We start from the raw sequence: 24,429 nt of genomic DNA, 5'->3' as shown, positions 1-24,429 counted from the left end.
GAAATGGATTTGTAGTTTTTTACTGTATGCGGAAAATTTTATCACCCAAGCCAGTACAAACAGCTTGGTTTTTTTGTTTATTGCAGTTCATAAAATCAAAAAGTAGTGTGATTTATTACACAATCTTTTATTACAAAAATATGATTTTTAAATTTTTTTGTTTTATTTAAAAGTATTGCTGTTATAGTGTTTTGTGTGAACATTTGTAAATGTACATCTACGTCTTTGATGCTATTTTTTTATTTTTCGAATTAAGTTTTTATTTATTTAAAAAGAAATTGATATTAGAAATGGGTGAGTTTAATCAACAACGTGTGAACTGAAAGTGAAAATGAGGTAAACATGAAACTAGAATTCTTAGACTCTCATCAAACTGAGCAACTCAGTGCATGTCGATTGTCGCTCATTTTAGGGGCTTATACACAGGATAATAAAATCGAGCGCTATATGAGAATCGTTCGTGCTATTCTGAATGTCGAAAATGCCTTTTTTACCTTTCACAATGAACCTTATGCATGGGCTGCAAATACCCAATGTGACTTTGTTGCTGCCTATATTTCTCCAAAGCCTAGTCTTTTTCCAAATTTTCAAAATGATTTAATCGTGGAGAATACACATCCAAGTTATCAGGAATGTTCAGATTATATAAAGGAGATTGGTCTTCCGCATACACGGCTCATTGCTTATGATTTTAAACTTCAAGACAACGAATCCATCGCACATGTCTATTTTTATGATCACCAGACTGAGGGTTTTACAGCCAAACAAAAACTATTATTAGAAGAGTTGAGTGATGACCTGGTGACGATATTGCAGCGCAAGTCGGAGTCTCAAGACTATTATGAACTTTATGAGCAAGAACGTGCTCTCAATTTTAGTAAAACCAAGTTTTTTCAGGTGATTGCCCATGATTTGCGTGCGCCTTTCCATGGCCTGATTGGTTTCTCTGATGTATTAGCCAATGAGCGAGAAAGCCTGGACGAAGACAATATTCATAGTATTGCACAATATCTGCATGATACCTTGCAGTCCACATATGCTTTACTTGAAAATTTACTCAATTGGGCGATGTCTGAAGGTGGTCGTTTTGTATATCATCCGATTAATTTTAAGCTCAAACAGACCACTAAAATTGTTTACGATATACTGCAACCTTTAGCCGTGAATAAAAATATTCAATTGATTGAAAATGTTGCTGAAGATTTAACTGTTTTTGCAGATATGAATATGGTGACTTCCATTATTCAAAACTTAGTTTCCAATGCTTTGAAATTTACGCAAACTGATGGTACAGGCAAAGTGACAATTTCTGCTCAGCCTGTGGGAAACCGTATTGAAATCATTATTCATGATACTGGCTTGGGTATGACTCAGCCACAGATTGAACAGGTGTTTGAACCACAACTCAAAGCCAGTATAAAAGGTACCATTGGTGAGCAGGGTACTGGCTTGGGATTGGTGTTGTGCAAGAGATTTGTTGACTTAAATCATGGGCAGATATCGGTCAGCTCTCAAAAAGGTGAGGGAACAACATTTATTGTTGCACTCCCTGCGGCAAAAAATACCCACCAGTCTTTGGTCGATACGGACCTAAAGTCAGACAAGGTAAAAATTTTCTAGTATTCAAAAAGTATGAAGTGAATTTTAAAGGGGTGGATGTGTGTTTTTGATGTTTTTTTAATCTATGACTTTTGATAAAACGATAAAAAATTCCCTAACAGTAAAGCAAACTGCTATAAATAATCATATAAAACATCAGTACAGGCTTTTCTAATGAATGCTGAGCAATTGCAAAAAACCTTACATGCCAGTCAGTATGCAGAACAAGTATTAAGTCTACATCAAAGTGTATTAGAACATGATTATGCAATTGACCAATTTCAAGTATCGCTCAGTACCCAGCAAATTCAATACCTCGTGGATGCTAATTTAGCAGCGATTCAAGATGAAATTACATGGATGCGTGTATTAAGGATACTCCGTGCGCGTTTGATGTTTCGTTGGATCTGGCAAGATGCCAATCAACTCACCGATGTTGTGACATTAACCCGTGAACTTTCTGATTTTGCTGATATTTGTATCGTTGCAGCCAAAGATTTTGCACGGATTCCACTCATTGCCAAACATGGTGAGCCTGTTGGGTATAACGGTAAGATTCAAGATCTGATCGTGATTGGTATGGGCAAGCTGGGGGCGCAAGAGCTCAATTTATCGAGTGATATCGACTTGATTTTCGCTTTTGATGAACAGGGTGAAAGCAATGGACGGAAATGTATCGATGTACAGCAGTTCTGTATCTTGTGGGGACAGAAGCTGATCTATTTGCTGGATCATATTACTGCGGATGGTTTTGTTTTTCGTGTAGATATGCGTTTGCGTCCTTGGGGGGATGGTTCTGCACTTGCGATTAGTCATGTCGCTTTGGAAAAATATCTCAGTCAGCATGGGCGCGAGTGGGAGCGCTATGCATGGATCAAGGCGCGTATTATTACGGGTGGACAAGAGGGTGACAGTCTATTGGACATGACACGCCCATTCGTATTCCGTAAATATGTCGACTACACCGCATTTGAAGCCATGCGTGAAATGAAAGCCATGATTGAGCGCGAAGTTGCACGTCGTAATATTGCAGATGACATCAAGTTGGGTGCAGGGGGAATTCGAGAAGTTGAGTTTATTGTCCAGGTTTTTCAATTGATTTATGGTGGCGCTAAATTAGAGCTGCAAGATCGTCAATGTCTCGTCAGTCTTCAGCATTTAGGTGAGGTTGGATTGCTGGATTCGCAATCGGTTGCTGATCTTGAAGATGCATATTTATTCTTACGCCGTGTTGAACATGCGATTCAAGCACTGAATGATCAACAAACCCAATCTTTACCGACCGAGCCTGAGTTACGTCAAAGACTGATTGATACTTTAGGCTTTGCAGATTGGAATGATTTTATTGACTTTTTAAATCAAAAACGAGAAAAGGTGACATTCCAATTCGAGCATCTGATTAAAGAAAAAGGGCTTGAATCACCTATCGAAAGTTATAGCCAACTTGAAAGCCAACTCAATGATATTCTGGATGATAACGCCAAAAATTTAATCCATGAATTTTGGTATGGTCATGCCATTAAAAAATTGCCAGCAAAAGCGGTTCAGCGTTTAAAAGAGTTTTGGCCACATTTGGTCGAAGCAGTTTTACAGTCGAATAGCCCACAAGTCGCATTGATGCGTTTGATGCCATTGGTCGAGTCTGTAATGCGCCGTACGGTGTATTTAGTGATGCTGATTGAAAGCAAAGGGGCATTGCAGCGCCTGGTTAAAATGGCGACAGTAAGTCCATGGATTTGTGAGGAACTGACCCATTATCCCGTCCTTTTGGATGAGTTCTTGTCAATGGATTTTGAGCTGCCACAAAGGTCATATTTGGAAGATTCTTTACGCCAGCAATTGCTGCGCATTGAAATTGATCAAGTCGAAGATCAAATGCGGGTATTGCGCCTGTTTAAAAAGTCCAATGTGCTGACCGTTGCAGCAAGTGACGTATTGGCTGAAAGTCCGTTGATGAAAGTATCTGATGGTTTAACCGATATTGCAGAAGTTTCAGTCATTGCCACGTTGAATTTAGCCTATCAAACAGTGGCTAAGCGGCATGGTTATCCTTTGGATGCGGAAGGTCAGCGCTGTTCTTTGGAGCATACGGCATATTGTGTAATTGGTTATGGTAAGGTTGGGGGAATTGAACTGGGCTATGGCTCAGACTTGGATCTGGTGTTTATTCATTATATGGATGAACAAGCAGATACAGATGGTCACAAAGCCATTAGTGGTTTTGAATTTGCTATGCGTGTTGCCCAGAAATTTATGTCATTGATGACCACTCAAACCTTGGATGGTCGGGTTTATGAAGTAGATACGCGCTTGCGCCCATCAGGTGAAGCCGGTTTATTGGTGACCAGTTTAAAAGCATTTGAACAATATCAACTGAAAAGTGCATGGTTGTGGGAACATCAGGCAATTGTTCGAGCTCGGTCAATTGCAGGTGAATCGACACTGAGAACGAAGTTTGAAGAATTACGCTGTAAGATTCTCACTTTGCCGAGACAGGAAGAAATGGTTCGCCAAGAAGTGCTCAGCATGCGTCAAAAAATGAAAGATCATCTAGGCTCATCAAAAGATCAGAAAAAAGATGGAATTTTTCACTTAAAACAGGATGCAGGTGGTATCGTTGACATCGAATTTATGGCACAGTATGTGGTATTAGCCTGGAGTGGGACGAATCCTGATCTCGCCCATTATTCCGACAACGTACGAATCCTTGAAGATGCCGCAAAGGCAGGTTGCTTATCCAGCGACGATGTATCCGCATTGATTCAAGCTTATCTCAGTGAACGCGCCGAGAGCCACCGTTTAGCACTTGCAAATCATAATATGCAAGTGAGTGCAGCGGTTTGGCACGATACCCGAGAGGTCGTTTGCAAGTTATGGCAAAGATTAATTGATCCAACAGCGACTATCGCTTTGGAAAGTGAATAATTGTGTAAAAATTTGGAGTGTGCGCCATGAATTTGGCTGATCGTGATGGTTTTATTTGGCAAGATGGACAAATGGTTGAATGGCGTGAAGCTAAAATTCACGTCTTAACACATACTTTACATTATAGTATGGGTGTGTTTGAGGGTGTCCGTGCTTATGAAACACCGAATGGTACCGCGATTTTCCGTCTCCAAGATCATACAAAGCGTTTGTTAAATTCTGCGAAAATTTATCAAATGAAAGTTCCATTTGATCAAGCAACACTTGAGCAAGCTCAGATTGATGTGGTACGTGAAAATAAATTGGCATCATGCTATTTACGTCCTATTATTTTCATTGGTTCGGAAAAATTAGGTATTGCTGCAACTGATAACACCATTCATGCAACAGTTGCTGCGTGGAGCTGGGGTGCTTATCTTGGTGATGAAGCGATGGCGAAAGGGATTCGCGTTAAAACCTCATCATTTACCCACCATCATCCAAATGTAACTATGTGTAAGGCAAAAGCGGCAGGTAACTATACATTGTCCATTCTTGCTCACCAAGAAGTTGCACATTCTGGTTATGATGAAGCAATGTTGATGGATCCTCAAGGCTATGTATGTCAGGGTTCTGGCGAAAACGTATTCTTGGTGAAAGATGGTGTTTTACATACACCGGATATCGCTGGTGGCGCCCTAGACGGTATTACCCGTCAAACGATTATGACTATTGCTAAAGATCTTGGTATTGAGGTTGTTGAACGCCGTATCACGCGTGATGAATTCTATATCGGTGATGAGGCTTTCTTTACAGGAACTGCTGCTGAAGTAACGCCAATTCGCGAATATGACGACCGTCAAATTGGTACTGGTACACGTGGACCAATCACTGAAAAAATTCAAAAAGCTTTCTTTGATGCGGTTCAGGGTAAAGATCCAAAATATGCGCATTGGTTGACTTATGTAAAATAAGCCGTTCAAAGCATAAAAAAAGGATTCCTGTAGGAATCCTTTTTTTATGCTTTGAACTTGGGTATAAACAATACGATGAATAGGTGGGACTGTCCTAAACTTTATAAAAGTCTCGGTACCAGTCAACAAATTGTTGTACACCTTCATTTACGGAAACTGATGGTTTATAACCGACCATATTTTCCAGTGCTGTACTATCCGCAAAGGTGTCTGGTACATCACCCGGCTGTAAGGGGAGTAATTCTAAAATGGCTTCTTTATCCAAAGCTTTCTCAATCGCATGAATGTATTCGATCAATTTGACTGGATTATTGTTGCCGATATTAAAAATACGGAATGGGGCATAACTGGTCGATGGATCAGGATTTCTGCTGTCCCAATCTGGATCCGGCTGCGCAATTTGATCACTTGAACGAATGACACCTTCGACAATATCTGAGATAAAGGTAAAGTCACGGGTATGATTGCCATGATTGAATACGGGAATAGAACGACCTTCAATAATATTCTTGGTGAACTTAAATAACGCCATATCGGGACGTCCCCAAGGACCATAAACGGTGAAGAAACGTAAACCTGTGGTGGGTAAATTAAACAAGTGACTATAACTATGTGCCATCAATTCATTTGCGCGTTTGCTCGCTGCATAGAATTGAACAGGATGATTGACACCATGTTTTTCACTGAATGGCATGGTGGTATTTGCACCATAGACACTACTGGTACTGGCATAAGTGAGGTGTGGCGTTTGTGCATAGCGACACGCTTCAAGAATATTGGTAAAGCCGATAAGATTACTTTCTACATAACTGGAAGGATTTTCTAGAGAGTAGCGTACGCCTGCTTGAGCTGCTAGATGAATTACACGATCAAATGAATGATCTTGAAAGCATTGATCAACAACCCCTTTATCGGCAAGATTGGCGCGAATAAAGATAAAAGAACCTCGAACGTGTTCAGCTGTCTTTTTTAAAACTTCTAATCGTGCTTCTTTTAACGCAGGATCGTAATAATCATTAACATTGTCAAAACCGACAACATCATCACCACGTTCCAATAGTTTCTTTGCAACATTAAATCCAATAAAGCCTGCTGCACCTGTGACGAGAACTTTCATTCATCTGCTCCGAAAATATCTCGTGTATAGACTTTGTCGAGTACATCACTGAGATCGTTTGAAATGCGATTGGCAATAATCACATCACTTTGCTGTTTAAACTGCGCTAAATCATTAACCACTTTAGATTTAAAGAAATCATTTTCTTGTAAAGTGGGCTCATAGACAATCACTTCAATTCCTTTGGCTTTGATACGTTTCATTACACCTTGAATGGCTGAAGCTCTAAAATTGTCTGAACCGCTTTTCATGACTAAGCGATAAATTCCGACTGTATTCGGATTACGCGCAATGATCGAGTCGGCAATAAAGTCTTTGCGCGTGCTATTTGAATCAACAATGGCTTGAATCAAATTGCTTGGCACATGATTGTAGTTGGCTAATAGTTGTTTAGTATCTTTAGGGAGGCAATATCCACCATAGCCAAATGATGGATTGTTGTAATGATTTCCAATACGTTGATCCAAACAAACCCCTTCAATAATTTGTTGGGTATCCAAACCAAAAATTTGCGCATAGGTATCGAGTTCATTGAAGTAGGCCACGCGCATCGCCAAATACGTATTGGCAAATAGTTTGATGGCTTCAGCTTCAGTAGAATCAGTAAATAAAACAGGGCTATCTTTTTTGATTGCACCTTCGATCAACAAATCTGCAAACTGTTGTGCGCGCTCCGACTTTTCACCCACAATAATTCGGGACGGATATAAATTGTCATGCAGTGCTTTGCCTTCACGTAAAAACTCAGGAGAGAAAATGAGATTCTCAGTCTGAAATTTTTCTTTAAGACTTTTGGTAAAGCCAACAGGGACGGTAGACTTGATTACCATTACTGCATGAGGATTAACTGCTAAGACTTGTTGAACCACGCTTTCAACACTTTGTGTATTGAAATAATTGGTTTTAGTATCGTAATCCGTTGGGGTTGCAATGATTACAAAATTGGCATCTTGATAAGCTTTTTCATAATCAGTGGTGGCGGTAAAGTTCAGTGTTTTTTCTTTTAGAAATAATGAAATATCAGCATCCTGAATAGGTGATATTTTATTGTTAAGCATGTTAACTTTAGATTCTAAAATATCTACAGCAACAACTTCATGATGTTGTGCAAATATCATTGAATTGGATAAGCCAACGTAACCTGTTCCAGCGACTGCTATTTTCATAAAAACCTAATATAGAAAATCTGCTTGCAAAAGTTGTATTCGACATTTTAACGAATTGTTTAAAGCATCCTATCCTCAAAAATTATGGAATAATGAAATAAACATCATGCGTTTAAATTGTTTATGCATCATAGCATATTCTGATGAAACAAATTGTTCAGCATGTGCAATCGAATACAGTAACTTGGCTATGGTAATGGTATGATATGCCGATTGCTCAGGTGGAAGATTGATGCATGCAGGTTAATGAATCAAATTTACAGTCAAATTTAATTGAATCAGAACAAAATATTGTTTTGTGTATGAAATGGGGAACCAAGTATGGTGCAGACTATGTCAATCGACTGTATAACATGGTCAAACGACATACCACCATTGATTTTAAAATGGTCTGCCTGACTGATCGTACAGAAGGTATCAATCCGGATATTCTGTGTTTTCCAATTCCACCCCTAGCATTGCCTGAAGGAAGTCCAGAACGTGGCTGGAACAAATTATCGACTTTTGAGCCAGACTTATATGGTCTCAAAGGCAATTTGCTGTTTTTAGATCTTGATGTGGTGATTGTTGATAATATCGATGATTTCTTTACTTATCCAGGCGAGTTTTTAATCATTCATGATTGGAAACGTCCTTGGCGAGTCACTGGAAACAGTTCTGTGTATCGTTTTAAATTGGGTTCCTTTCCAGACATCCTGCCTTACTTTCGTGAAAACTTTAAAGAAATTAGTCACAAGTTTAGAAATGAACAAGAATATTTGTCTTGGTATGTTGATCAACAGAAAAAACTCAGCTATTGGCCGAAAGACTGGTGTAAAAGTTATAAATACCATTGTTTGCAAAAACTGCCATTGGCCTATTTTAAGCCACCCGTAAAACCACAAGATGCCAAAATCATTATTTTTCATGGTGAAATTAATCCACCAGATGCCGTCACTGGTGGGGGGGGGAAATGGTATCGTTATGTGTTGCCTTCAGACTGGATTAAAGATGCATGGCAATAATGCTCTTCATATTATTTGACCAAAATTGAGAACAAAATAGATGCAAAACCTTGATATCGTGATTGCTTGGGTAGATGGCAATGATGTTGAGTTAAAACGTAAACGTCATTTGTACCTCACAGGTAAAGACGCCAGTGACGCTGTCAGTGAAACTCGATTTGCCAGTAATGATGAAATCTATTACAACATTGCATCTATATTGAAGTATGTACCTTTTTGCCGTCATATTTTGATTGTTACGGATGGTCAACAACCTGAATTTTTAAATGAGTTTGTCGCACAAGGTCTTTGTGATGCCGATAAAATTCGAGTAGTTGATCATCGCGAAATTTTTGCGGGTTATGAACAATTTCTACCGACTTTCAATACCCGCTCTATAGAAAGTATGTTGTGGAATATTGATGGCTTGTCGGATTATTTTATCTATTTAAATGATGATTTCTTTTTTAATGCATCTGCTCAAATTGAAGATTTTCTAGAGCAAGACAAAATTGTGACTTATGGGCATTGGAAAAGTTGTTTTAGCTACAAGACTAAACTGAAATATCGTCAATTTTTAAATCGAAATTTCAATAAACCTATTCAGCCCGGTCATGTGATTGCGCAGATGTTGGGTGCTGATATCCTGGGATTTAAAGAATTTTTTGAAATCCATCATTATCCACATTGCGTTGATCGTAAAACTTTAAGTCAATATTTATTGAATCATCCGGTGTTATTAGAAACACAAATTAAATATAAGTTTCGTAGCGTTGAGCAATTGAATCCGATTTCATTGATGAATCATTTGAAAATTCAAAAAAATGAAGCGATGTTAAAGCCAGATTTACCATTAGCTTATTTAAAAAATGCTGAAAGTTTAAATGAGTTTATTCAAGCACTAGATCAAGATCAGATTAAATATGGCTGTATTCAAAGTTTAGATCAGTTGAATATACAAGACGCAGCTCAAGTAAAAAATGCAATGATTGCCAAGTTAGGCGATTATCTACCTCAGTCTGTCATCTCAAGCAGCATTTAGTCATTGGAAGTTTTTCATGAAAGTTGAAACATATCTTATTAATCTTGATGGCAGTGATGAGCGACTTCAGCGAGCAACAGAACAATTACAAGCAGTCAATTGGCCTTTTGAACGGTTTTCTGCTTATGATGGTCGTGGGCAGGATTTAGCTTCGTTTAAAAACTATGATGATGTTGCGACCCAACAAACTTTAGGACGTCGATTGCTGAATTCTGAACTAGGTTGTTATCTTAGCCATTATGGCTGCGCTGAAAAGTTTTTAAAAAGTGATGCAGATTATTTGGTGGTTTTAGAAGATGATATGAAAATTACGGCCAACTTTAAAACGTCTGTTGAGCAAATTTTGTCATATTTAGATCAGCATCAGGATATTGACTGGTATCTGGTAAATTTGGCTGCCAAAAAGAAAAAATTTGCAAAAGATATTGTGAAGTTTGATGATTTTTCACTATGGCATGCTTATTATTTCCCGATCCGCGGATTAGGTTTAATTTGGTCAAGAAAAGGTGCTGAAGCATTCGTCGCTTCTGGTAAAACGATGACCATGCCAGTAGATATTTTTTTCCAAACATGGCTCAGTAAAAATGGCAAAGGCTTAGGTGTTTGGCCAGCCTTAGTGAAACCTGCTGGGTTGGATAGTGATATTTTGGGTACAGTGGCTACCCAAGGGATTTCTCGGAAAGAAAAGGAAAACCGTGACAACTCTTATGGCTTGAAAAAACAAAAGCGGATGTGGCGTGATCGTATCTATGCGCTTAAACATCTTTATTTTTGAATGGATTAATATTTTAAGTTCTGAGATGTATGGGTATTTTGAGTAGTGTTTAGTGTACTTATCATTGTTTTGTTGTGTTTATAAAAGTATTAGGTCTTGATATGAAAATTTTTAAGAAACTGTTCTATTTGGCTAAATTTCATATGATGTACTATTACAAAATTAGATATACCAATAAAAAAATTGATAATTATGCTGGAGAATTGGTTTTTAATCCTGTCGATACGCCTATTGAATTACCAAAGAAAATCTGGATTTATTGGGAAGGTTATTTTCCTGAATTTGTTGAAAAATGTATTGATAATATCCATCAAAAAAATCCGACTTATGAAGTACATGTTTTAAACCCTGAAAATGTTAATCAGTATACTCAAATTAACTTTTCACTTTTAGAAACTGCAACCCCCCAGCAAAAGGCTGATTTATTAAGATTTGACTTACTCTATCATTATGGTGGGATTTGGTTGGACGCCAGTATCATCCTCTATGAGAGTTTAGATTGGATTGCAGAGTTGATGCAAAAAAATCAAACTGAAAGTTTTTCATATTACCGTAAGAAGAATACTACAAATCTAAATTATCCTGTATTGGAGAATTGGCTCTTAGCCAGTGTGAAAAATAATATTTTCTTTAAATACTGGTATGATGAGCTTTATCTTGCTATTCAGAAAACACCCAAAAAATATGTTCAAGAAATTAAAGATACAGAAAAAAATACCAAAGATATATTTCAAAGAATCAGTAATTTAGAGTATCTTGTTGCATATGTTGCATGTCAAAAGGTACTTAGAAGATCTTTTCCAAGTCTTACTTTGATTGATTGTGACGAAAATGCATTTTACTGTCAGGTAAAAAATCGTTGGATCAAAGAAAAGATATTGATTGATATGACACTAAATTATCCAGCGAAAGAATATCCAAAATTAATTAAACTTGCGGGAAAAGAGCGAAATTATTTATGTCAGTATTATGATAAAGGAATGTATTTTAAAGGTTCTTTAATTGATTTTTAATGTAAGTTAGTCTTATTTTAAACAGGCTATAATTTTTATATAAAATTATAGCCTGTTTGGTATTGTATAGTTATTGAATAAAATCATCTATTTCGATGATAGAAACTGTTTGAGTATTTTGTATTTTGGCTGCTTACTGAAGTAATCTTTAGACGATAAGGAGCCAAAAACAGATAAATGACGGCCATCCAAAGAGTAAGGAATACTATCTTTTGCCATATGATTCGGTGAAAATAAGTCTGTTTGTGTGAGTAAAAGGGTATTAGGATAACGTTGCGCCATATCTGCAATAATGGGTGATGCTATTTTTTGCTGTTGAGCTTTAATATTATCAGAATAATTATTTAGATTAAAATTTCGATGTAACCATAATGATCTTTTATATAAGATACTGATGTTTTCATCAAATGCGTAAGGCTCTGACATTATAATGACTTTCTTATGCAATTGATTTGTAACTTTAAGCAAGTTATCAAAGCTTTGTTGTTGATGTTGCTGGACAATATCAGACCAACGACCTGCAAAAATCAATACATCGTACTTATTTACATTATTTTTTAAGTAATTTCGATTAATCATACATTGTTGATAGGCTGTTGAATTCTTATCACCAGTGAATTGCCCATCTATACTTGGGTAGCACCAATTGGTTGTTACTGCATGGATATTTAAGTTAAGTTCTTTTCCAATATAATGCCAAAATGGAATATTATGACCTGCAAAAGAATCACCAAATAAAAGAATTGATTGGGCATTAGCTTGTTGTGATCCTATATAACATTCAAGCCCTTTATTGCCTACCTTTAGACTATGATCATCCTTTATATTATAAAAACACCACCCATTCGAAACCTTTGGCATTTCAAGTTTTTCGTTATGTTGTAAATAAAGTGAGTTTGCGCGATTTTTTAAACCATCTTTATTGATATATGAATAAAGTATAGATGTGAAGATGAGTATACTAAAAAATAATATGTAGCAGTAATATCTGTTGATTTTAATGAAATACTTTCTAGAACTTTCAATGTATATATAGCTTAACCAACCTAGAGTAAGGGAAATTAGAATACCTAAGCTGATATTGATTATATTCTTCTCGAAGAAAAAATATCCTAGTAAAAATGCAATAGGCCAATGCCACAAATAAATCGAGTAAGAAGCACTCCCTATATTTTGAATAATTTTGAATTTAGTGAAGAAAGATTGTTGTTGATGAGCAATTAGAATAAACATTGTTCCAATGACAGGAATTAGAGCATTATAACTTGGCCAGATTGTATTCTGATCAAATATGATTAAACTTAAAGCAATACAAAAGAATCCAAAAAATTCAAAACAAAGCTTTATAGATTTTGATGGCTTGTATGTTCTAGAGTAATAAAAAGCCAAGCCACCTGCAATAAGTTCCCAAGCACGAGAAGTAAGCTTAAAAAAGGCATAAATTGAATCTTTATAAGAGATATAAATTGAGAAGCTTAAAGATAAAATACATAATAGAATTAAGAATAAACCTAAAAATTTTTTATTTTTAATAACTCTAAAATATGAATAAATAAAAATTGGAAAAAGTATATAAAATTGCCATTCAACGGACAAAGACCATGTATGGAGTAAGGGTTTGTCATGAGAGCTTACAGCAAAATAATCTCCCGCTTGACGATAATACAGGTCATTTGACAAGAATGAGAGACTATATTTTGCATCTTTAGCAAATAATTTAAAGTCTTCTGGAATGAAAAAAAACCATCCACAGATTGTCATGACTATTACAACAAAGAATAATGCAGGAAAAATTCGTGTGATTCTTGCTAAGTAAAAGTTTATAAAAGAAAAACTATTTTTCTCAAGGTTTTCAATAATAATTTTAGACATTAAATAGCCAGAAATTACAAAGAAAACATCTACACCTAAGAATCCAGCAGAAAACCCATAGACGCCAAAATGGTATAGAACAACAAGTATTACTGCATAGGCACGAAGCCCGTTGATATCATCACGAAAATTTTTGGTTTGCATATTGAAAAAAACTTAATGAAGCTAAAGTGAATCCAAATTTTATAAAAGCTTTGGATCTAATTTCTCAAAAGACTCTATCGCACTTTTTAGTGATAGATTGTAAACTTTGATATTCTGCTTGTTTAAGTAATGAGAAGCTACTTCAAATGCGGGAAATATTTCAGTAAGATACTGATCAAGCATAGTAGGCTGTTTATTCATACTTTTTTCATAAAAACGTGGCTGATTAAAATTATTCATATCTAAACCTGCCAAGTAAATTTCTTCATAAGATAATGAATAAACAATTTGTAAAGCAACATATGAGACTGTAAAATAGTCAAAAATTGAGTCGCGAATATGGTTTGAAAATCCCTTTTCATTCTCTAAATAAAAATAGTCTTGATGAGGATTAATAGCAATACGAGGTCCTAGAAACCGCTCAACTACTCCTTCAGTAATTGTTTCAATGATTTTAATTTGACATTTTATCAGATCAGGACTGATTTTTCTGAGAATTATATCAAGACAGCGATGGGTAGTAAAAAAAGTACATTTGCTTTGGAGTACTTTAAGCACTAAGTCAAAACGATTCTTAGTAAAATTAAAATCGATGATGACATAATATTTAAAATTAACATAGTCTAATGAAATTGAACCATTAATTCCAATATAATCAATATCTTTTCTTTTAAATATATCTTCGGGACATTCTTGAATGGATGGTCCAGTTGCAACCAGCATAGCTTTCTGACATTCACTATTTGGGATTAATGTATTATCGGCAATAAGTTTCTTACGGAAATAAACTTTATCTATTCCACCAAGTTCATTTCTTATAACTGAATAATAAGGCCAGTATTTACGATTATGCTTATGTGTTTTAGGATGGGTATGTTTATAAATAAATTTATAGATATTTCTTAAAATAATATTTGAAAACAGAAGGTTAAGTGATTTTTGTGTATTAAGGTTCATATAGCGTAATAATCATAAAATGAATGTTAATGGATAAATTGTCGATTTGACAATTTATCCATCTAAAGTAAATGTTGGCTTTTTAAACTTTGCTTTGATTTTTCGAATTTGCTTGTTGAACCAATTGGTTTCTTGGTCAGGACGCGTTACTTTATTTCCTTGATAATTAATTTGAGTTGCTTTTGAAAAAGTTCCAAAAGGTTCAATTAAATAATTCTCAGGTTTATAACCGAGTTCCAGTGCTTCTGCATAATACTCATCGAATAATTCAATCAAATCCTGGCGAGGATGGGGCATTATTTTGCCATCAAACCAATGCTTTTGATCCATTTTAGCAAGACGCGGAATAGCATATTTATGACTAAACTGAGTCCCCATGTCCGAGTAGTGTAATACTTTAATTTGTTCAATTGTTAAATCCTCACCATCAATATTGTTATAAGAATCTCGATAAGGTTCAACCAATTGAGGCTTATCTTTGATAAGACGCATTAAATTTTTATGGCTATCTGGATCACTGCGAATTTCATCAAGTGGTGGAAGATATTCTTTAGCTTTTGAACAATCCCATACGCATGTACATAAGCGAGCCGAACTTTTTCCACCTTTTGCGATAACAATTGCTTCATCGCTCATAGGGTGTGACCAAAGTTCTGCAATATCACAGAGCACGACTACATCTGCATCCATATAAATTGCACGACCTTTAAAATCACATAATTCTGGTATTGCCCAACGAAAACCAGAAAAAGGTGTTGCCCATTTTGCTGTCGACCACCCTTGATTTGTTTCCTGATCGCTATACCATGGGCTATTTATATCATGACTAAGTTGCATCCAAATAAATTCGACATTATGCTGTGTATGTTTGCGAACACTATGTTCTAATACCATAAGTTGTTCAAGATCGCAGTTATTTGGATCGCAACCTACAAAAATTTTAATGTTTTCACTAATCATTATTTATAGCCCCTAAAAACACATTTATTAGAGTGGTATCATATAGTATATCGCTAAATGCGATTAATTTAAATGAACATTAATCTTTATCGTGGTACCGGTCTAAAAATTAAATTTATAAGTAATTGTTGTAAGAGTTTTTATGAAGAAATTTGTTATTAGTTTATCAACCGCGCAAGAGCGTCGTAAACATATTGTTGCTGAGTTTACAAAACAAGAAGTAGATTTTGAATTTTTTGATGCCATCACACCTGTCAATATAAATCTTATGGCGTCTCAACTTGGTTTAATTGGATTTACAACAGATTTGCATGAAAATGAAGTTGGTTGTTTGCTTAGTCATATGACTTTATGGAAGAAAGCTATAGATGAACAGCTTGATTATATTGCAATATTTGAAGATGATATTTATCTAGGTGAAAATGCAAAAGATTTTTTATTAAATACTACATGGATTCCAAAGGAATGCTCAGCAATTAAGTTAGAAGTATTATATAAAAAAATTAGTGTGGCTTTAAAACAAAAAAATCTTTCTGCTCCTAATGATCGTAAGTTATTATTATTGCGAGAACCTCATATGGGATGTGGTGGCTATATTTTATCGAACGATGTAGCAAAAAAACTATTGAGTTTTATTATTGAATCAAAAGTATTGATTCCAGTAGATCACTTCCTATTTAGAGAGTGTTCTGGAATAGAAGTATATCAATTAAGCCCAGCATTGTGCATTCAAGATGTGACTTTGACCAATGGTAATACACAATTTCCTAGTGCATTGGAAGATGTTAGAAACATTCGAAAAGGTAGATATTCAAAAAAAGTAAAGTTGCAATATAAAGCTAAATTAAAAAAAGAAATTTTTAGAATATTTACTCAAATTCAAAAGCTTATATTAAATTTAACTAAATTCAGGCGTGGTATAAAAACCGTGAAAATAAAATTTCGTTAAGTTAAATAGACTGCTTTGAATATGGATTTTTGAGTATTATTTGAATGGTGAAGAGGAATTTGCTTATTTATACAAATTCCGTTCACCTTCTAATTTACGAAAACGTTTATAGCCCCATAAATATTGTTCTGGTGCAATATTTATCATTCGTTCCATTTCCTTATTGAGTGTATCAACAGAAAGTTGTAAATCTTTAGAGTTAATATCTGGAGACAACGCTGTAAAATGCAGATCAAAACCAGAATAATCTGCGCGACGAATACAGGTGAGTCCTACCACAGAACATTGGGTTTTCGCTGCCAGTTTAGACAGTAAGGTGGATGAAAAAGCCTTTTGTCCAAAAAAATCAGAATACACACCGCCAGATTCTTTGGGGATATGGTCTGGAAGTATGGCTGAAAAGCCACCTTGTTTTAAGTGCTTAAATAAAGCACGTACACCTGTATCATCTGTAGGAACCAATGTCGCATTTAATTGTTGTCTAGATTCTAACATAAATCGATCTAAATCTTTGTTTTTACTTGGTTTGTACATAATCACAGGGTGGGTATGTTGATTGACCCAAGCATTCATTAACTCCCAATTTCCAAAATGAGGAACAACGCCGAGGGTACCATTGGGATTTTTCAATGCGTTGAGGAAGATTTCAGCATGATGCACCTGTTTGATTTGAGATAGGGCAAATTCAGGTGGGGAGCCCCAAACTTTGATGGACTCAACATAAGTCATACACTGACTTTTCAAACTGGCTTTGATCAGTTGCTGGCGTTGTTGTTCCTCAAGCTTAGGATAGGCTGCTTGTATGTTGATTTCAGTGATTCGTTTTGCTGAGGAATTACTGATAAATAATAGACTTCCAACGCTTCTTGCAATGCTCTGAATCATGCCTAAAGGCAAGCGAGAAAAATTTTTAAGTAAGTTATACATTTATGAAAATTAATCGCGATCAGCATTGCCTTTCAACACCAAATAGATCAGTGCTGAAATAATAAAAAAACCAGCAATAAAACTACTCATGCTGAAATAGAGAATACGTTGATAAGTGTCTAAGTTAAACAATTGATGGTTGAGAATATAACGCATGAATCCCCATTGAACCACTGAAAATACAATGATGATAATTGTATGACGAAGTACATTAGGACGCATAGCCATCGGTTTTCACCTCAAAAGTTAACCTGCGTATTATGACATTTATGAGAATTTATCTCAATTCGAACCTTAATAAATAGGATCGTACTTATAAAAAAAGACCCTGTTAAAAACAGGGTCTTTCATGTTGAATAAAGAATTAAGCTTCCTTAGTTTCAACTTTTGCCTTTTCACGTAAGCGAATACCAAGGTCACGTAACTGATTTGGCTCAACTGGCGCAGGTGCTTGAGTAAGCGGACATTCAGCCGTTTTAGTTTTCGGGAATGCAATCACATCACGAATAGAAGATGAACCAGTCATCAACATGACTAAACGATCAAGACCAAATGCCAAACCACCATGCGGAGGTGCACCAAATTTTAATGCATTTAGCAAGAAGCTAAATTTCTCTTCAGCTTCTTCTTCACCAATACCTAAAGCTTCAAAAATTGCTTTCTGCATTTCTAAAGTGTAGATACGAAGTGATCCGCCACCAATTTCAGTACCGTTGAGTACCATATCGTAAGCGACTGAAAGTGCTTGACCTGGATTGTTTTTCACTTCTTCAACACTTGATTTCGGTAAGGTGAATGGGTGATGAACAGATGTCCATTTACCATCATCAGTTTCTTCAAACATTGGGAAATCTACAACCCAAAGTGGCGCCCACTCGCAAGTCGACATATTCATGTCATGACCAATTTTGATACGTAAAGCGCCCATTGCATCGTTGACTACTTTGGCTTTATCTGCACCGAAGAATACGATATCGCCATTTTCAGCACCCACACGTTTTAATAGATCGAGTACGATTGGCTCGATAAATTTAACGATAGGGGACTGTAAGCCTTCAACACCTTTTTCAAGTTCATTGACTTTGATATAAGCCAAACCTTTTGCACCATAGATACCCACGAATTTAGTATATTCGTCAATTTGACTACGTGGTAATGAACCAGCACCTGGTACGCGAAGTGCTACAATACGACCTTTAGGATCTTTTGCAGGTCCGGCAAATACTTTGAACTCTACGTCTTGCATCATGTCCGCAACATCTACAAGTTTCAAAGGAATACGTAAGTCCGGTTTATCTGATGCATAGTCACGCATTGCATCTGCATAAGTCATGCGTTGGAATTTATCGAATTTTACGCCAAGAAGTTCATCGAACATTTTGACTGTCATACCTTCCATCAAATCCATAATATCATCATCGTTTAAGAACGATGTTTCGATGTCGATCTGAGTGAATTCTGGTTGACGGTCTGCACGTAAGTCTTCGTCACGGAAACACTTAGCAATTTGGTAATAACGATCTACACCACCAACCATCAACAATTGTTTGAATAATTGTGGTGATTGTGGAAGGGCATAGAAACTGCCATTTGAAACACGGCTTGGCACTAAATAGTCACGTGCACCTTCTGGAGTAGCACGTGTTAGGATTGGTGTTTCAACGTCAAGGAAACCATGTTCATCTAAATAGTTACGAATCAGTGTGGTGACTTTAGAACGGAAACGTAAACGGTCAATCATCTCTGGGCGACGAATATCAAGGAAACGATATTTCAGACGGATTTCTTCAGAAATGTTGGCATTTTCATCATTCAATGGGAATGGTGGGGTTTCAGATGCCGCAAGAACTTCGATTTCTTTACCTAAAACTTCGATTTGACCACTGACCATATTGGCATTTTCAGTCCCTTCGTAACGACGACGGACACGACCCACAATTTTTAATACATATTCTGAGCGCGCTTTATCCGCTGTTGCAAATGCTTCTGGAGTATCTGGGTCAATCACGACTTGAACGAGACCATCACGATCACGCATGTCAAGGAAAATTACACCACCGTGATCACGACGACGATGTACCCAGCCACACAGGGTTACAGTTTGGTCAATTTGAGCTTCGGTTAAAGAACCGCAATAATGAGTTCGCATCATAGCGTTAGAAATCCAACTATATGGGTTAAGGAAGCGAATACGTAAACAGCGCATCGCCTAAAAATGTAATGTGAGATTATGCCTCTTTGAGCGGTGAGTCACAAGGACTTGCATTAAAAACTACACTTTGCCTAATGAATTTAAGCTCATTCGCCTAAAATTTTAGTGATTAAACCGGCAAAGATTAAATGAAGGCATTTAAACAATGGCAAAATATTTCTTGTGATTTAAATAAAGGAAAAGGCAGCAGCCTAAGCTAAAACAGATCATGGAGGCTTGAGTAAAAACTTTCATAAAGAAACCAATCAGTATATAAAGATCAGTTTGTTGGGGAATCAAGCCGCTTTCATTTGCTGCATGAATATAATAAAGACAGCCGCTAAAAAAGGAAATGGCAAACAATGATAGGCAGAAGACAGAGACTTTACGGTTCAATGGTTCAGCGCTTCTATATTTAAAAAAATAGTGTAATCCCATCCAGAACAAGAATGGTAAAGCAACAATTGAACAACCAATTTGTAGGACTTTATGCATAGGGTAAATATGGTCAAGGATCGTGACAGATTGTGCTAAAAAGTCGCTAAAGGCAAAAGTTCTAAAGTCTAAATGGGTTAAACCATCCCAAATAATATGAGTTGCAGTCCCTAATAAAATGGCCAATATGATCCAAAATAAAAATTTAAAAAAATTTGAAATTGACTGGATGTTAAGTGGTTTATAAATACCCAAAAACTTAAACAATAAGGGACGATATAATACATACCATAACAAGCAGAATAGCAATCCAACACATAAATCTGGATAAATTATGCCTTTAAACTGATGGTTTAAATGAATTTCAGTTTGTACAAGCATACGATATAGGTCAGGCGTCATTGTACCAATTGCGAGTGCTGCAATCGGTAAACGATGACCTGAAAGTTTAGAAAGAGGTGGTGCTAAAACAGCGTGAGACAGAGTAAAAGGCATTAAATTTCAAATGGCAAAGATGACTTTGATTTGATTCTAAACAAAATAGGTTATAGGAAATGTTTTTTATTGCAAAAATATTGAAATGTTATAATATAACATAAATTCAAAACATCGAGCTTCGAGAGCATCCCATGTCTTTTTCTAAAAGCGCACTGACACTTTCAATAACCGCGATTATTTCGACCTCCATTTGGGCAGAAAATCAAACCACTACAGAGAAAAATCCACAACAATTAGAAACCATTACTGTTGTTGGTCATCCATTGGTTCCAACTAATCAAGATTTCGGTGCTGCCGATGAAACTGTTTCACGTGAAAAATTACAACAATCTGGAACCACTTTAGGTGAGGCACTCAAAGGCGAACTCGGGGTATATTCCAATACATTTGGAGCAGGTTCGAGTCGTCCTGTGATTCGAGGTCAAGAAGGAGCACGTGTAAAAGTTACTCAAAATGCCACGGAAACCATGGATGTTTCTAGCCTATCTCCAGACCATGCTGTCACTGTAGATCCACAGCTTGCGCAGAATATTGAAATTGTGCGTGGACCTTCGACACTCCTTTATGGTGCAGGTTCAGTCGGTGGTTTAGTAAATGTGGTGGATAGCAAAATTCCAACCAACATGCCTGAAAATGGTTATGAAGGTAATGTTGGATTACGCTATAACACCGGTAATGATGAAAAAATGGCACATGCAGGTGTCACAGTTGGTCTGGGTTCAAATGTAGCATTACGTGTTGAAGGATTAAAACGCGATGCCAATGATTACGTTACACCAGACTATGTGGTGACAGAAGAGCATGGTGATCATGCACACAGCAGCAAACAACGCCGCGTAGGCAATACTTTCTCAGAATCAGATAATGTCAATGTCGGTTTATCGTGGATTGGTGAGCGTGGTTTTGCCGGTATTTCTTATAGTAATCGTCAAGATCAGTATGGCTTACCTGGACATAGCCATGAGTATGAGTCATGCCATTTACATGGTTTGTCCCTCCATTGTGGTGGGCATGATGAGGGTGATGATGATCACTCTGGACATGATCATGGGGATGAAGATCATGATCATGCTGAAGCAGGTCCATGGATTGATATGAAGACGGAACGTTATGATTTCCGTTCTGAGTTGAATGAACCTTTTGCAGGCTTTAAGAAACTGCGTGCACAAGCAAGCTATACCGATTATAAACATGATGAAATTGAAGATGGTACAGCAATGACGACCTTTAAGAGTAAAGGTTATGAAGGTCGTGTCGAGTTAGTACATAATCCTGTTGCTGCGTGGGAAGGTGTTTGGGGTGTACAGGCAAGTCAACAGAAGTTAGACATTACTGGTGAAGAAGCAGTTCTTGCTCCCAATAAGACACAAAAATATAGTCTGTTTGGCTTGGAACATCGTCAATTTGGTGATTTTCATGTCGAGTTGGGGACCCGTTTTGATCATCAGAATGTCGATGTAGATTCTGAACAAAAAGATTTCAATGGAAATGCCTTCTCATATTCCGGTGCTGTGAATTGGACTTTTGCTCCGAATTACACACTCTCTTTAACAGGTTCTCATCAAGAACGTTTACCTTTGGCACAAGAGCTGTATGCGGATGGTAAACACTATGCAACCAATACCTATGAACTGGGTAATGAAAATCTAGATAAAGAAAAGTCAAACAACGTTGAACTCGGATTACATTTTGACAATGACAAGCTCAGCTATCATGTGCATGTATACCACAATTGGTTTGACAACTATATTTATGCCAAAACGCTAGATCAATATGAAAACTTCCGTTTAATTAAATATAGCCAAGACAAAGCCAAGTTCTACGGTACAGAAGGTGAAGTTGCGTACCAGTGGAATGACGTCTACAAAACCAGTATGTTTGGTGATTATGTGCGTGGAAAAATTGAAGATGAAAATGCACCACGTGTTCCAGCAGGGCGTTTGGGCGCGCGTGTAAACGCTGACTTTGATGATCATTGGTCTGGTTCTGCCGAATACGCGCATGTATTTAATCAGGATAAGTTTGCTTCTTACGAGCAAGAGACCAAAGGCTATAATATGGTAAATGTAGGTTTGGCTTATAAATATCCATTGTCAAATCAACAGGAAGCAAAAGTATTCTTTAAAGCAAATAATCTGTTAGATGAGAAAGTGTATGATCACACTTCTTTCTTGGCAAATATTCCACAAATGGGACGTAACTTTGTGATTGGAATGGATTATAAGTTCTAACTTATTTGTGTTTATTCACCAAATCGATATTGAAAAATAAAGGAATCCGACCTAGGCTCTAAGTGTCTGTTCATGATTTATTAATCTTTACTTGAACCCAAGTGATTGATGAGTTGTACAGACCCTGAATGAGTCTAGGTCTTTTTTATGCGTATTTTCAATAGAATTCACAGTAAGCTGAATTGGTCAAAACGCCGTTATTTCGGCATTATTTTGAGTGTATTGGCTTTGGGCTATCTCGCATCAGCGATTTATCACACCTATAAACCCATGCCAAAAAGTTTAAATTTCACCGGACCTCTGCGTCATGCAGATGTGAAATTCATTGCCGATGAAACCTATATTGATGCGCATGGTAAACAACAACTTGATCAGCATATTTTTGATCAAGTTTTACAATTAATTAAGCAGGCAAAAACCACAATTGTAATTGATATGTTTTTGTTTAATAGCGAAGTGGGGGAATCAAAAGTTCAACAACGTCAATTAACTCAGCAGTTGACGCAGGCCTTAGTCAATCAGAAAGTTGTGAATCCTGCACTGGAAATTAAATTTATTACAGATCCAATTAATTCAGTGTATGGCGGTATTCAACCTGAACAATATCGTCAATTACGCTTGGGTGGCATTGAGGTGATTGAAACCAATTTGACGCCATTACGTGCCTCGAATCCAACATGGTCTGGGATTTGGTATTTGTGCTGTCAGGATATCGGAAACAATCCTGAGAAAGGTTGGTTGAACAATCCTTTCGGTAAGGAAAAAATCACAGTACGTAGTTATTTAAACTTATTTAATTTTAAAGCAAATCATCGTAAAACTATTGTTGTTGATACCGATGAGGGCTGGAAAACCATCGTGACTTCTGCCAATCCCCATGATGGAAGCTCACGCCATTCGAATGTTGCTTTGTTGGTCGATGGTGCAATCGCAACAGATATTTTGACATCGGAACAAGCCGTTGCACATTTATCTGGTGCAGATACGCCAATGATTGTTTTTGGGAAATTGCCTGAAAATTCAAATGCGCCTCAAGTTCAAGTATTGACCGAAAAAGCAATTTATGATGCAGTTTTAAACATGCTGGCATCCGCAAAAGCCAATGACCAAATTGACTTGGCCATGTTTTATTTATCTGAGCGCAAGATTGTTCAGGCATTGATTGCTGCAAAAAAACGTGGAGTAAAATTAAGAATTTTGCTCGACCCCAATAAAGATGCTTTTGGTCGTCAGAAAAACGGGATTCCAAATCGTCAGGTTGCTTCAGAATTACATGATGAAGGCATTGACGTTCGTTGGTGCAATACACAGGGTGAACAATGCCATAGTAAGATGATGATAAAGCGCAATGTTCAATCAGCAGAGATGATTTTAGGTTCAGCCAATTTTACCGCACGTAATTTGAAGAACTATAATTTAGAAACAGATTTGCGCGTTTTAGGTCATCCACAACAGCAAGTGTTTATTGATGCTGAACAATATTTCAATACAGCTTGGTCAAATTTAAATGGTCGCCAAATGAGTGTGGATTACAGCAAATATGCCGATGATTCGAAATTGAAATATGCAATCTACCGTTTTATGGAGTGGAGTGGTTTATCAACCTTTTAAAAACTTTTAAAAAAATGTACCGAAATGAATGGCATTCGGTACATAATCTGCAGCTGAGTATATTTTAATAACAACGCTGAG

Annotated in this window: 19 protein-coding genes; 10 read left to right on the top strand and 9 right to left on the bottom strand. The window is 36.6% G+C overall.

The features are described from left to right. Nucleotides 1–342 precede the first annotated feature (342 nt). From OSH00_RS03380 to OSH00_RS03370, 3 genes are all read left to right on the top strand, one after another. Nucleotides 343–1,620: a sensor histidine kinase gene (locus OSH00_RS03380; RefSeq protein ID WP_266129221.1), complete on the top strand. Its 1,278-nt coding sequence runs from the start codon at nucleotides 343–345 to the stop codon at nucleotides 1,618–1,620. Nucleotides 1,621–1,773: 153 nt separating this feature from the next. Continuing rightward, on the top strand, nucleotides 1,774–4,524 hold the full coding sequence (glnE, locus tag OSH00_RS03375) for a bifunctional [glutamate--ammonia ligase]-adenylyl-L-tyrosine phosphorylase/[glutamate--ammonia-ligase] adenylyltransferase (protein WP_266129220.1): 2,751 nt from the start codon (nucleotides 1,774–1,776) through the stop codon (nucleotides 4,522–4,524). Between the two features lie 26 nt (nucleotides 4,525–4,550). After that, a complete protein-coding gene (locus OSH00_RS03370; protein WP_266129219.1) occupies nucleotides 4,551–5,477 on the top strand; it encodes a branched-chain amino acid transaminase in 927 nt (308 codons plus the stop codon). Nucleotides 5,478–5,571: 94 nt separating this feature from the next. Here the strand turns inward: OSH00_RS03370 and OSH00_RS03365 are convergent, their stop codons facing one another. Beyond that, nucleotides 5,572–6,594 (bottom strand): NAD-dependent epimerase, encoded by a 1,023-nt coding sequence (locus OSH00_RS03365; RefSeq protein ID WP_266129218.1) that lies wholly within the window; start codon nucleotides 6,592–6,594, stop codon nucleotides 5,572–5,574. Then, nucleotides 6,591–7,760: a nucleotide sugar dehydrogenase gene (locus OSH00_RS03360; protein ID WP_266129217.1), complete on the bottom strand. Its 1,170-nt coding sequence runs from the start codon at nucleotides 7,758–7,760 to the stop codon at nucleotides 6,591–6,593. The genes OSH00_RS03365 and OSH00_RS03360 overlap by 4 nt, the downstream gene beginning before the upstream one ends. A 236-nt stretch (nucleotides 7,761–7,996) precedes the next feature. Between OSH00_RS03360 and OSH00_RS03355 the strand changes: the two genes are divergently transcribed. The 4 genes from OSH00_RS03355 (at nucleotide 7,997) to OSH00_RS03340 (ending at nucleotide 11,573) form a co-directional block, all read left to right on the top strand. Further along, nucleotides 7,997–8,764, top strand: coding sequence for a glycosyltransferase (locus OSH00_RS03355; RefSeq protein ID WP_266129216.1), 768 nt, complete (start codon nucleotides 7,997–7,999; stop codon nucleotides 8,762–8,764). Nucleotides 8,765–8,804: 40 nt separating this feature from the next. Next, on the top strand, nucleotides 8,805–9,785 hold the full coding sequence (locus tag OSH00_RS03350; RefSeq protein WP_266129215.1) for a capsular polysaccharide biosynthesis protein: 981 nt from the start codon (nucleotides 8,805–8,807) through the stop codon (nucleotides 9,783–9,785). Nucleotides 9,786–9,801: 16 nt separating this feature from the next. Then, nucleotides 9,802–10,560 (top strand): glycosyltransferase family 25 protein, encoded by a 759-nt coding sequence (locus OSH00_RS03345; RefSeq protein WP_266129214.1) that lies wholly within the window; start codon nucleotides 9,802–9,804, stop codon nucleotides 10,558–10,560. A 101-nt stretch (nucleotides 10,561–10,661) separates the two neighbouring features. Next, the gene (locus OSH00_RS03340; RefSeq protein ID WP_266129213.1) at nucleotides 10,662–11,573 is read left to right on the top strand and encodes a glycosyltransferase family 32 protein; all 912 of its coding nucleotides are present in this window, start codon (nucleotides 10,662–10,664) and stop codon (nucleotides 11,571–11,573) included. An 87-nt stretch (nucleotides 11,574–11,660) separates the two neighbouring features. On the opposite strand, the gene OSH00_RS03335 is transcribed toward OSH00_RS03340, so the two are convergent. Genes OSH00_RS03335 through OSH00_RS03325 form a run of 3 tightly spaced genes read right to left on the bottom strand, consistent with a single transcriptional unit; the run spans nucleotide 11,661 to nucleotide 15,506 of the window. After that, nucleotides 11,661–13,589 (bottom strand): acyltransferase family protein, encoded by a 1,929-nt coding sequence (locus OSH00_RS03335; RefSeq protein WP_266129212.1) that lies wholly within the window; start codon nucleotides 13,587–13,589, stop codon nucleotides 11,661–11,663. Nucleotides 13,590–13,628: 39 nt separating this feature from the next. Continuing rightward, on the bottom strand, nucleotides 13,629–14,546 hold the full coding sequence (locus OSH00_RS03330) for a lipopolysaccharide biosynthesis protein (RefSeq protein WP_266129211.1): 918 nt from the start codon (nucleotides 14,544–14,546) through the stop codon (nucleotides 13,629–13,631). 54 nt (nucleotides 14,547–14,600) lie between these two features. Further along, complete coding sequence (locus OSH00_RS03325; RefSeq protein WP_266129210.1) at nucleotides 14,601–15,506, bottom strand: glycosyltransferase; 906 nt, start codon at nucleotides 15,504–15,506, stop codon at nucleotides 14,601–14,603. 142 nt (nucleotides 15,507–15,648) lie between these two features. Between OSH00_RS03325 and OSH00_RS03320 the strand changes: the two genes are divergently transcribed. Next, complete coding sequence (locus OSH00_RS03320) at nucleotides 15,649–16,455, top strand: glycosyltransferase family 25 protein (protein ID WP_266129209.1); 807 nt, start codon at nucleotides 15,649–15,651, stop codon at nucleotides 16,453–16,455. A gap of 63 nt (nucleotides 16,456–16,518) precedes the next feature. Here OSH00_RS03320 and OSH00_RS03315 read toward each other — a convergent pair whose 3' ends face one another. The 4 genes from OSH00_RS03315 to OSH00_RS03300 form a co-directional block, all read right to left on the bottom strand. Next, on the bottom strand, nucleotides 16,519–17,382 hold the full coding sequence (locus tag OSH00_RS03315; RefSeq protein ID WP_196075367.1) for a lysophospholipid acyltransferase family protein: 864 nt from the start codon (nucleotides 17,380–17,382) through the stop codon (nucleotides 16,519–16,521). A 9-nt stretch (nucleotides 17,383–17,391) separates the two neighbouring features. Then, on the bottom strand, nucleotides 17,392–17,610 hold the full coding sequence (locus tag OSH00_RS03310; RefSeq protein WP_004827797.1) for a hypothetical protein: 219 nt from the start codon (nucleotides 17,608–17,610) through the stop codon (nucleotides 17,392–17,394). 136 nt (nucleotides 17,611–17,746) lie between these two features. After that, on the bottom strand, nucleotides 17,747–19,534 hold the full coding sequence (gene aspS / locus OSH00_RS03305; RefSeq protein ID WP_196075368.1) for an aspartate--tRNA ligase: 1,788 nt from the start codon (nucleotides 19,532–19,534) through the stop codon (nucleotides 17,747–17,749). A 198-nt stretch (nucleotides 19,535–19,732) separates the two neighbouring features. Then, nucleotides 19,733–20,503 (bottom strand): DUF4184 family protein, encoded by a 771-nt coding sequence (locus OSH00_RS03300; RefSeq protein ID WP_266129208.1) that lies wholly within the window; start codon nucleotides 20,501–20,503, stop codon nucleotides 19,733–19,735. A 134-nt stretch (nucleotides 20,504–20,637) separates the two neighbouring features. On the opposite strand from OSH00_RS03300, the gene znuD reads away from it, so the two are divergent. Then, nucleotides 20,638–22,737: a zinc piracy TonB-dependent receptor ZnuD gene (gene znuD, locus OSH00_RS03295; protein ID WP_266129207.1), complete on the top strand. Its 2,100-nt coding sequence runs from the start codon at nucleotides 20,638–20,640 to the stop codon at nucleotides 22,735–22,737. A gap of 147 nt (nucleotides 22,738–22,884) precedes the next feature. After that, a complete protein-coding gene (locus OSH00_RS03290) occupies nucleotides 22,885–24,348 on the top strand; it encodes a phospholipase D-like domain-containing protein (RefSeq protein WP_266129206.1) in 1,464 nt (487 codons plus the stop codon). Nucleotides 24,349–24,429: the final 81 nt, after the last annotated feature.

The organism is Acinetobacter nematophilus (assembly GCF_026344175.1).
In the GTDB taxonomy this organism is placed as follows: domain Bacteria; phylum Pseudomonadota; class Gammaproteobacteria; order Pseudomonadales; family Moraxellaceae; genus Acinetobacter; species Acinetobacter nematophilus.
Note: the sequence above shows the minus strand (reverse complement) of the source record. Positions and strands in the feature narration are given on the sequence as shown.

Excerpts from the sequence above, each read along its gene's own strand:
- OSH00_RS03380 (WP_266129221.1), top strand. The coding sequence starts at position 343 with ATGAAACTAGAATTCTTAGACTCTCATCAAACTGAGCAACTCAGTGCA.
- glnE (WP_266129220.1), top strand. The coding sequence starts at position 1,774 with ATGAATGCTGAGCAATTGCAAAAAACCTTACATGCCAGTCAGTATGCA.
- OSH00_RS03370 (WP_266129219.1), top strand. The coding sequence starts at position 4,551 with ATGAATTTGGCTGATCGTGATGGTTTTATTTGGCAAGATGGACAAATG.
- OSH00_RS03365 (WP_266129218.1), bottom strand. The coding sequence starts at position 6,594 with ATGAAAGTTCTCGTCACAGGTGCAGCAGGCTTTATTGGATTTAATGTT.
- OSH00_RS03360 (WP_266129217.1), bottom strand. The coding sequence starts at position 7,760 with ATGAAAATAGCAGTCGCTGGAACAGGTTACGTTGGCTTATCCAATTCA.
- OSH00_RS03355 (WP_266129216.1), top strand. The coding sequence starts at position 7,997 with ATGCAGGTTAATGAATCAAATTTACAGTCAAATTTAATTGAATCAGAA.
- OSH00_RS03350 (WP_266129215.1), top strand. The coding sequence starts at position 8,805 with ATGCAAAACCTTGATATCGTGATTGCTTGGGTAGATGGCAATGATGTT.
- OSH00_RS03345 (WP_266129214.1), top strand. The coding sequence starts at position 9,802 with ATGAAAGTTGAAACATATCTTATTAATCTTGATGGCAGTGATGAGCGA.
- OSH00_RS03340 (WP_266129213.1), top strand. The coding sequence starts at position 10,662 with ATGAAAATTTTTAAGAAACTGTTCTATTTGGCTAAATTTCATATGATG.
- OSH00_RS03335 (WP_266129212.1), bottom strand. The coding sequence starts at position 13,589 with ATGCAAACCAAAAATTTTCGTGATGATATCAACGGGCTTCGTGCCTAT.
- OSH00_RS03330 (WP_266129211.1), bottom strand. The coding sequence starts at position 14,546 with ATGAACCTTAATACACAAAAATCACTTAACCTTCTGTTTTCAAATATT.
- OSH00_RS03325 (WP_266129210.1), bottom strand. The coding sequence starts at position 15,506 with ATGATTAGTGAAAACATTAAAATTTTTGTAGGTTGCGATCCAAATAAC.
- OSH00_RS03320 (WP_266129209.1), top strand. The coding sequence starts at position 15,649 with ATGAAGAAATTTGTTATTAGTTTATCAACCGCGCAAGAGCGTCGTAAA.
- OSH00_RS03315 (WP_196075367.1), bottom strand. The coding sequence starts at position 17,382 with ATGTATAACTTACTTAAAAATTTTTCTCGCTTGCCTTTAGGCATGATT.
- OSH00_RS03310 (WP_004827797.1), bottom strand. The coding sequence starts at position 17,610 with ATGGCTATGCGTCCTAATGTACTTCGTCATACAATTATCATCATTGTA.
- aspS (WP_196075368.1), bottom strand. The coding sequence starts at position 19,534 with ATGATGCGAACTCATTATTGCGGTTCTTTAACCGAAGCTCAAATTGAC.
- OSH00_RS03300 (WP_266129208.1), bottom strand. The coding sequence starts at position 20,503 with ATGCCTTTTACTCTGTCTCACGCTGTTTTAGCACCACCTCTTTCTAAA.
- znuD (WP_266129207.1), top strand. The coding sequence starts at position 20,638 with ATGTCTTTTTCTAAAAGCGCACTGACACTTTCAATAACCGCGATTATT.
- OSH00_RS03290 (WP_266129206.1), top strand. The coding sequence starts at position 22,885 with ATGCGTATTTTCAATAGAATTCACAGTAAGCTGAATTGGTCAAAACGC.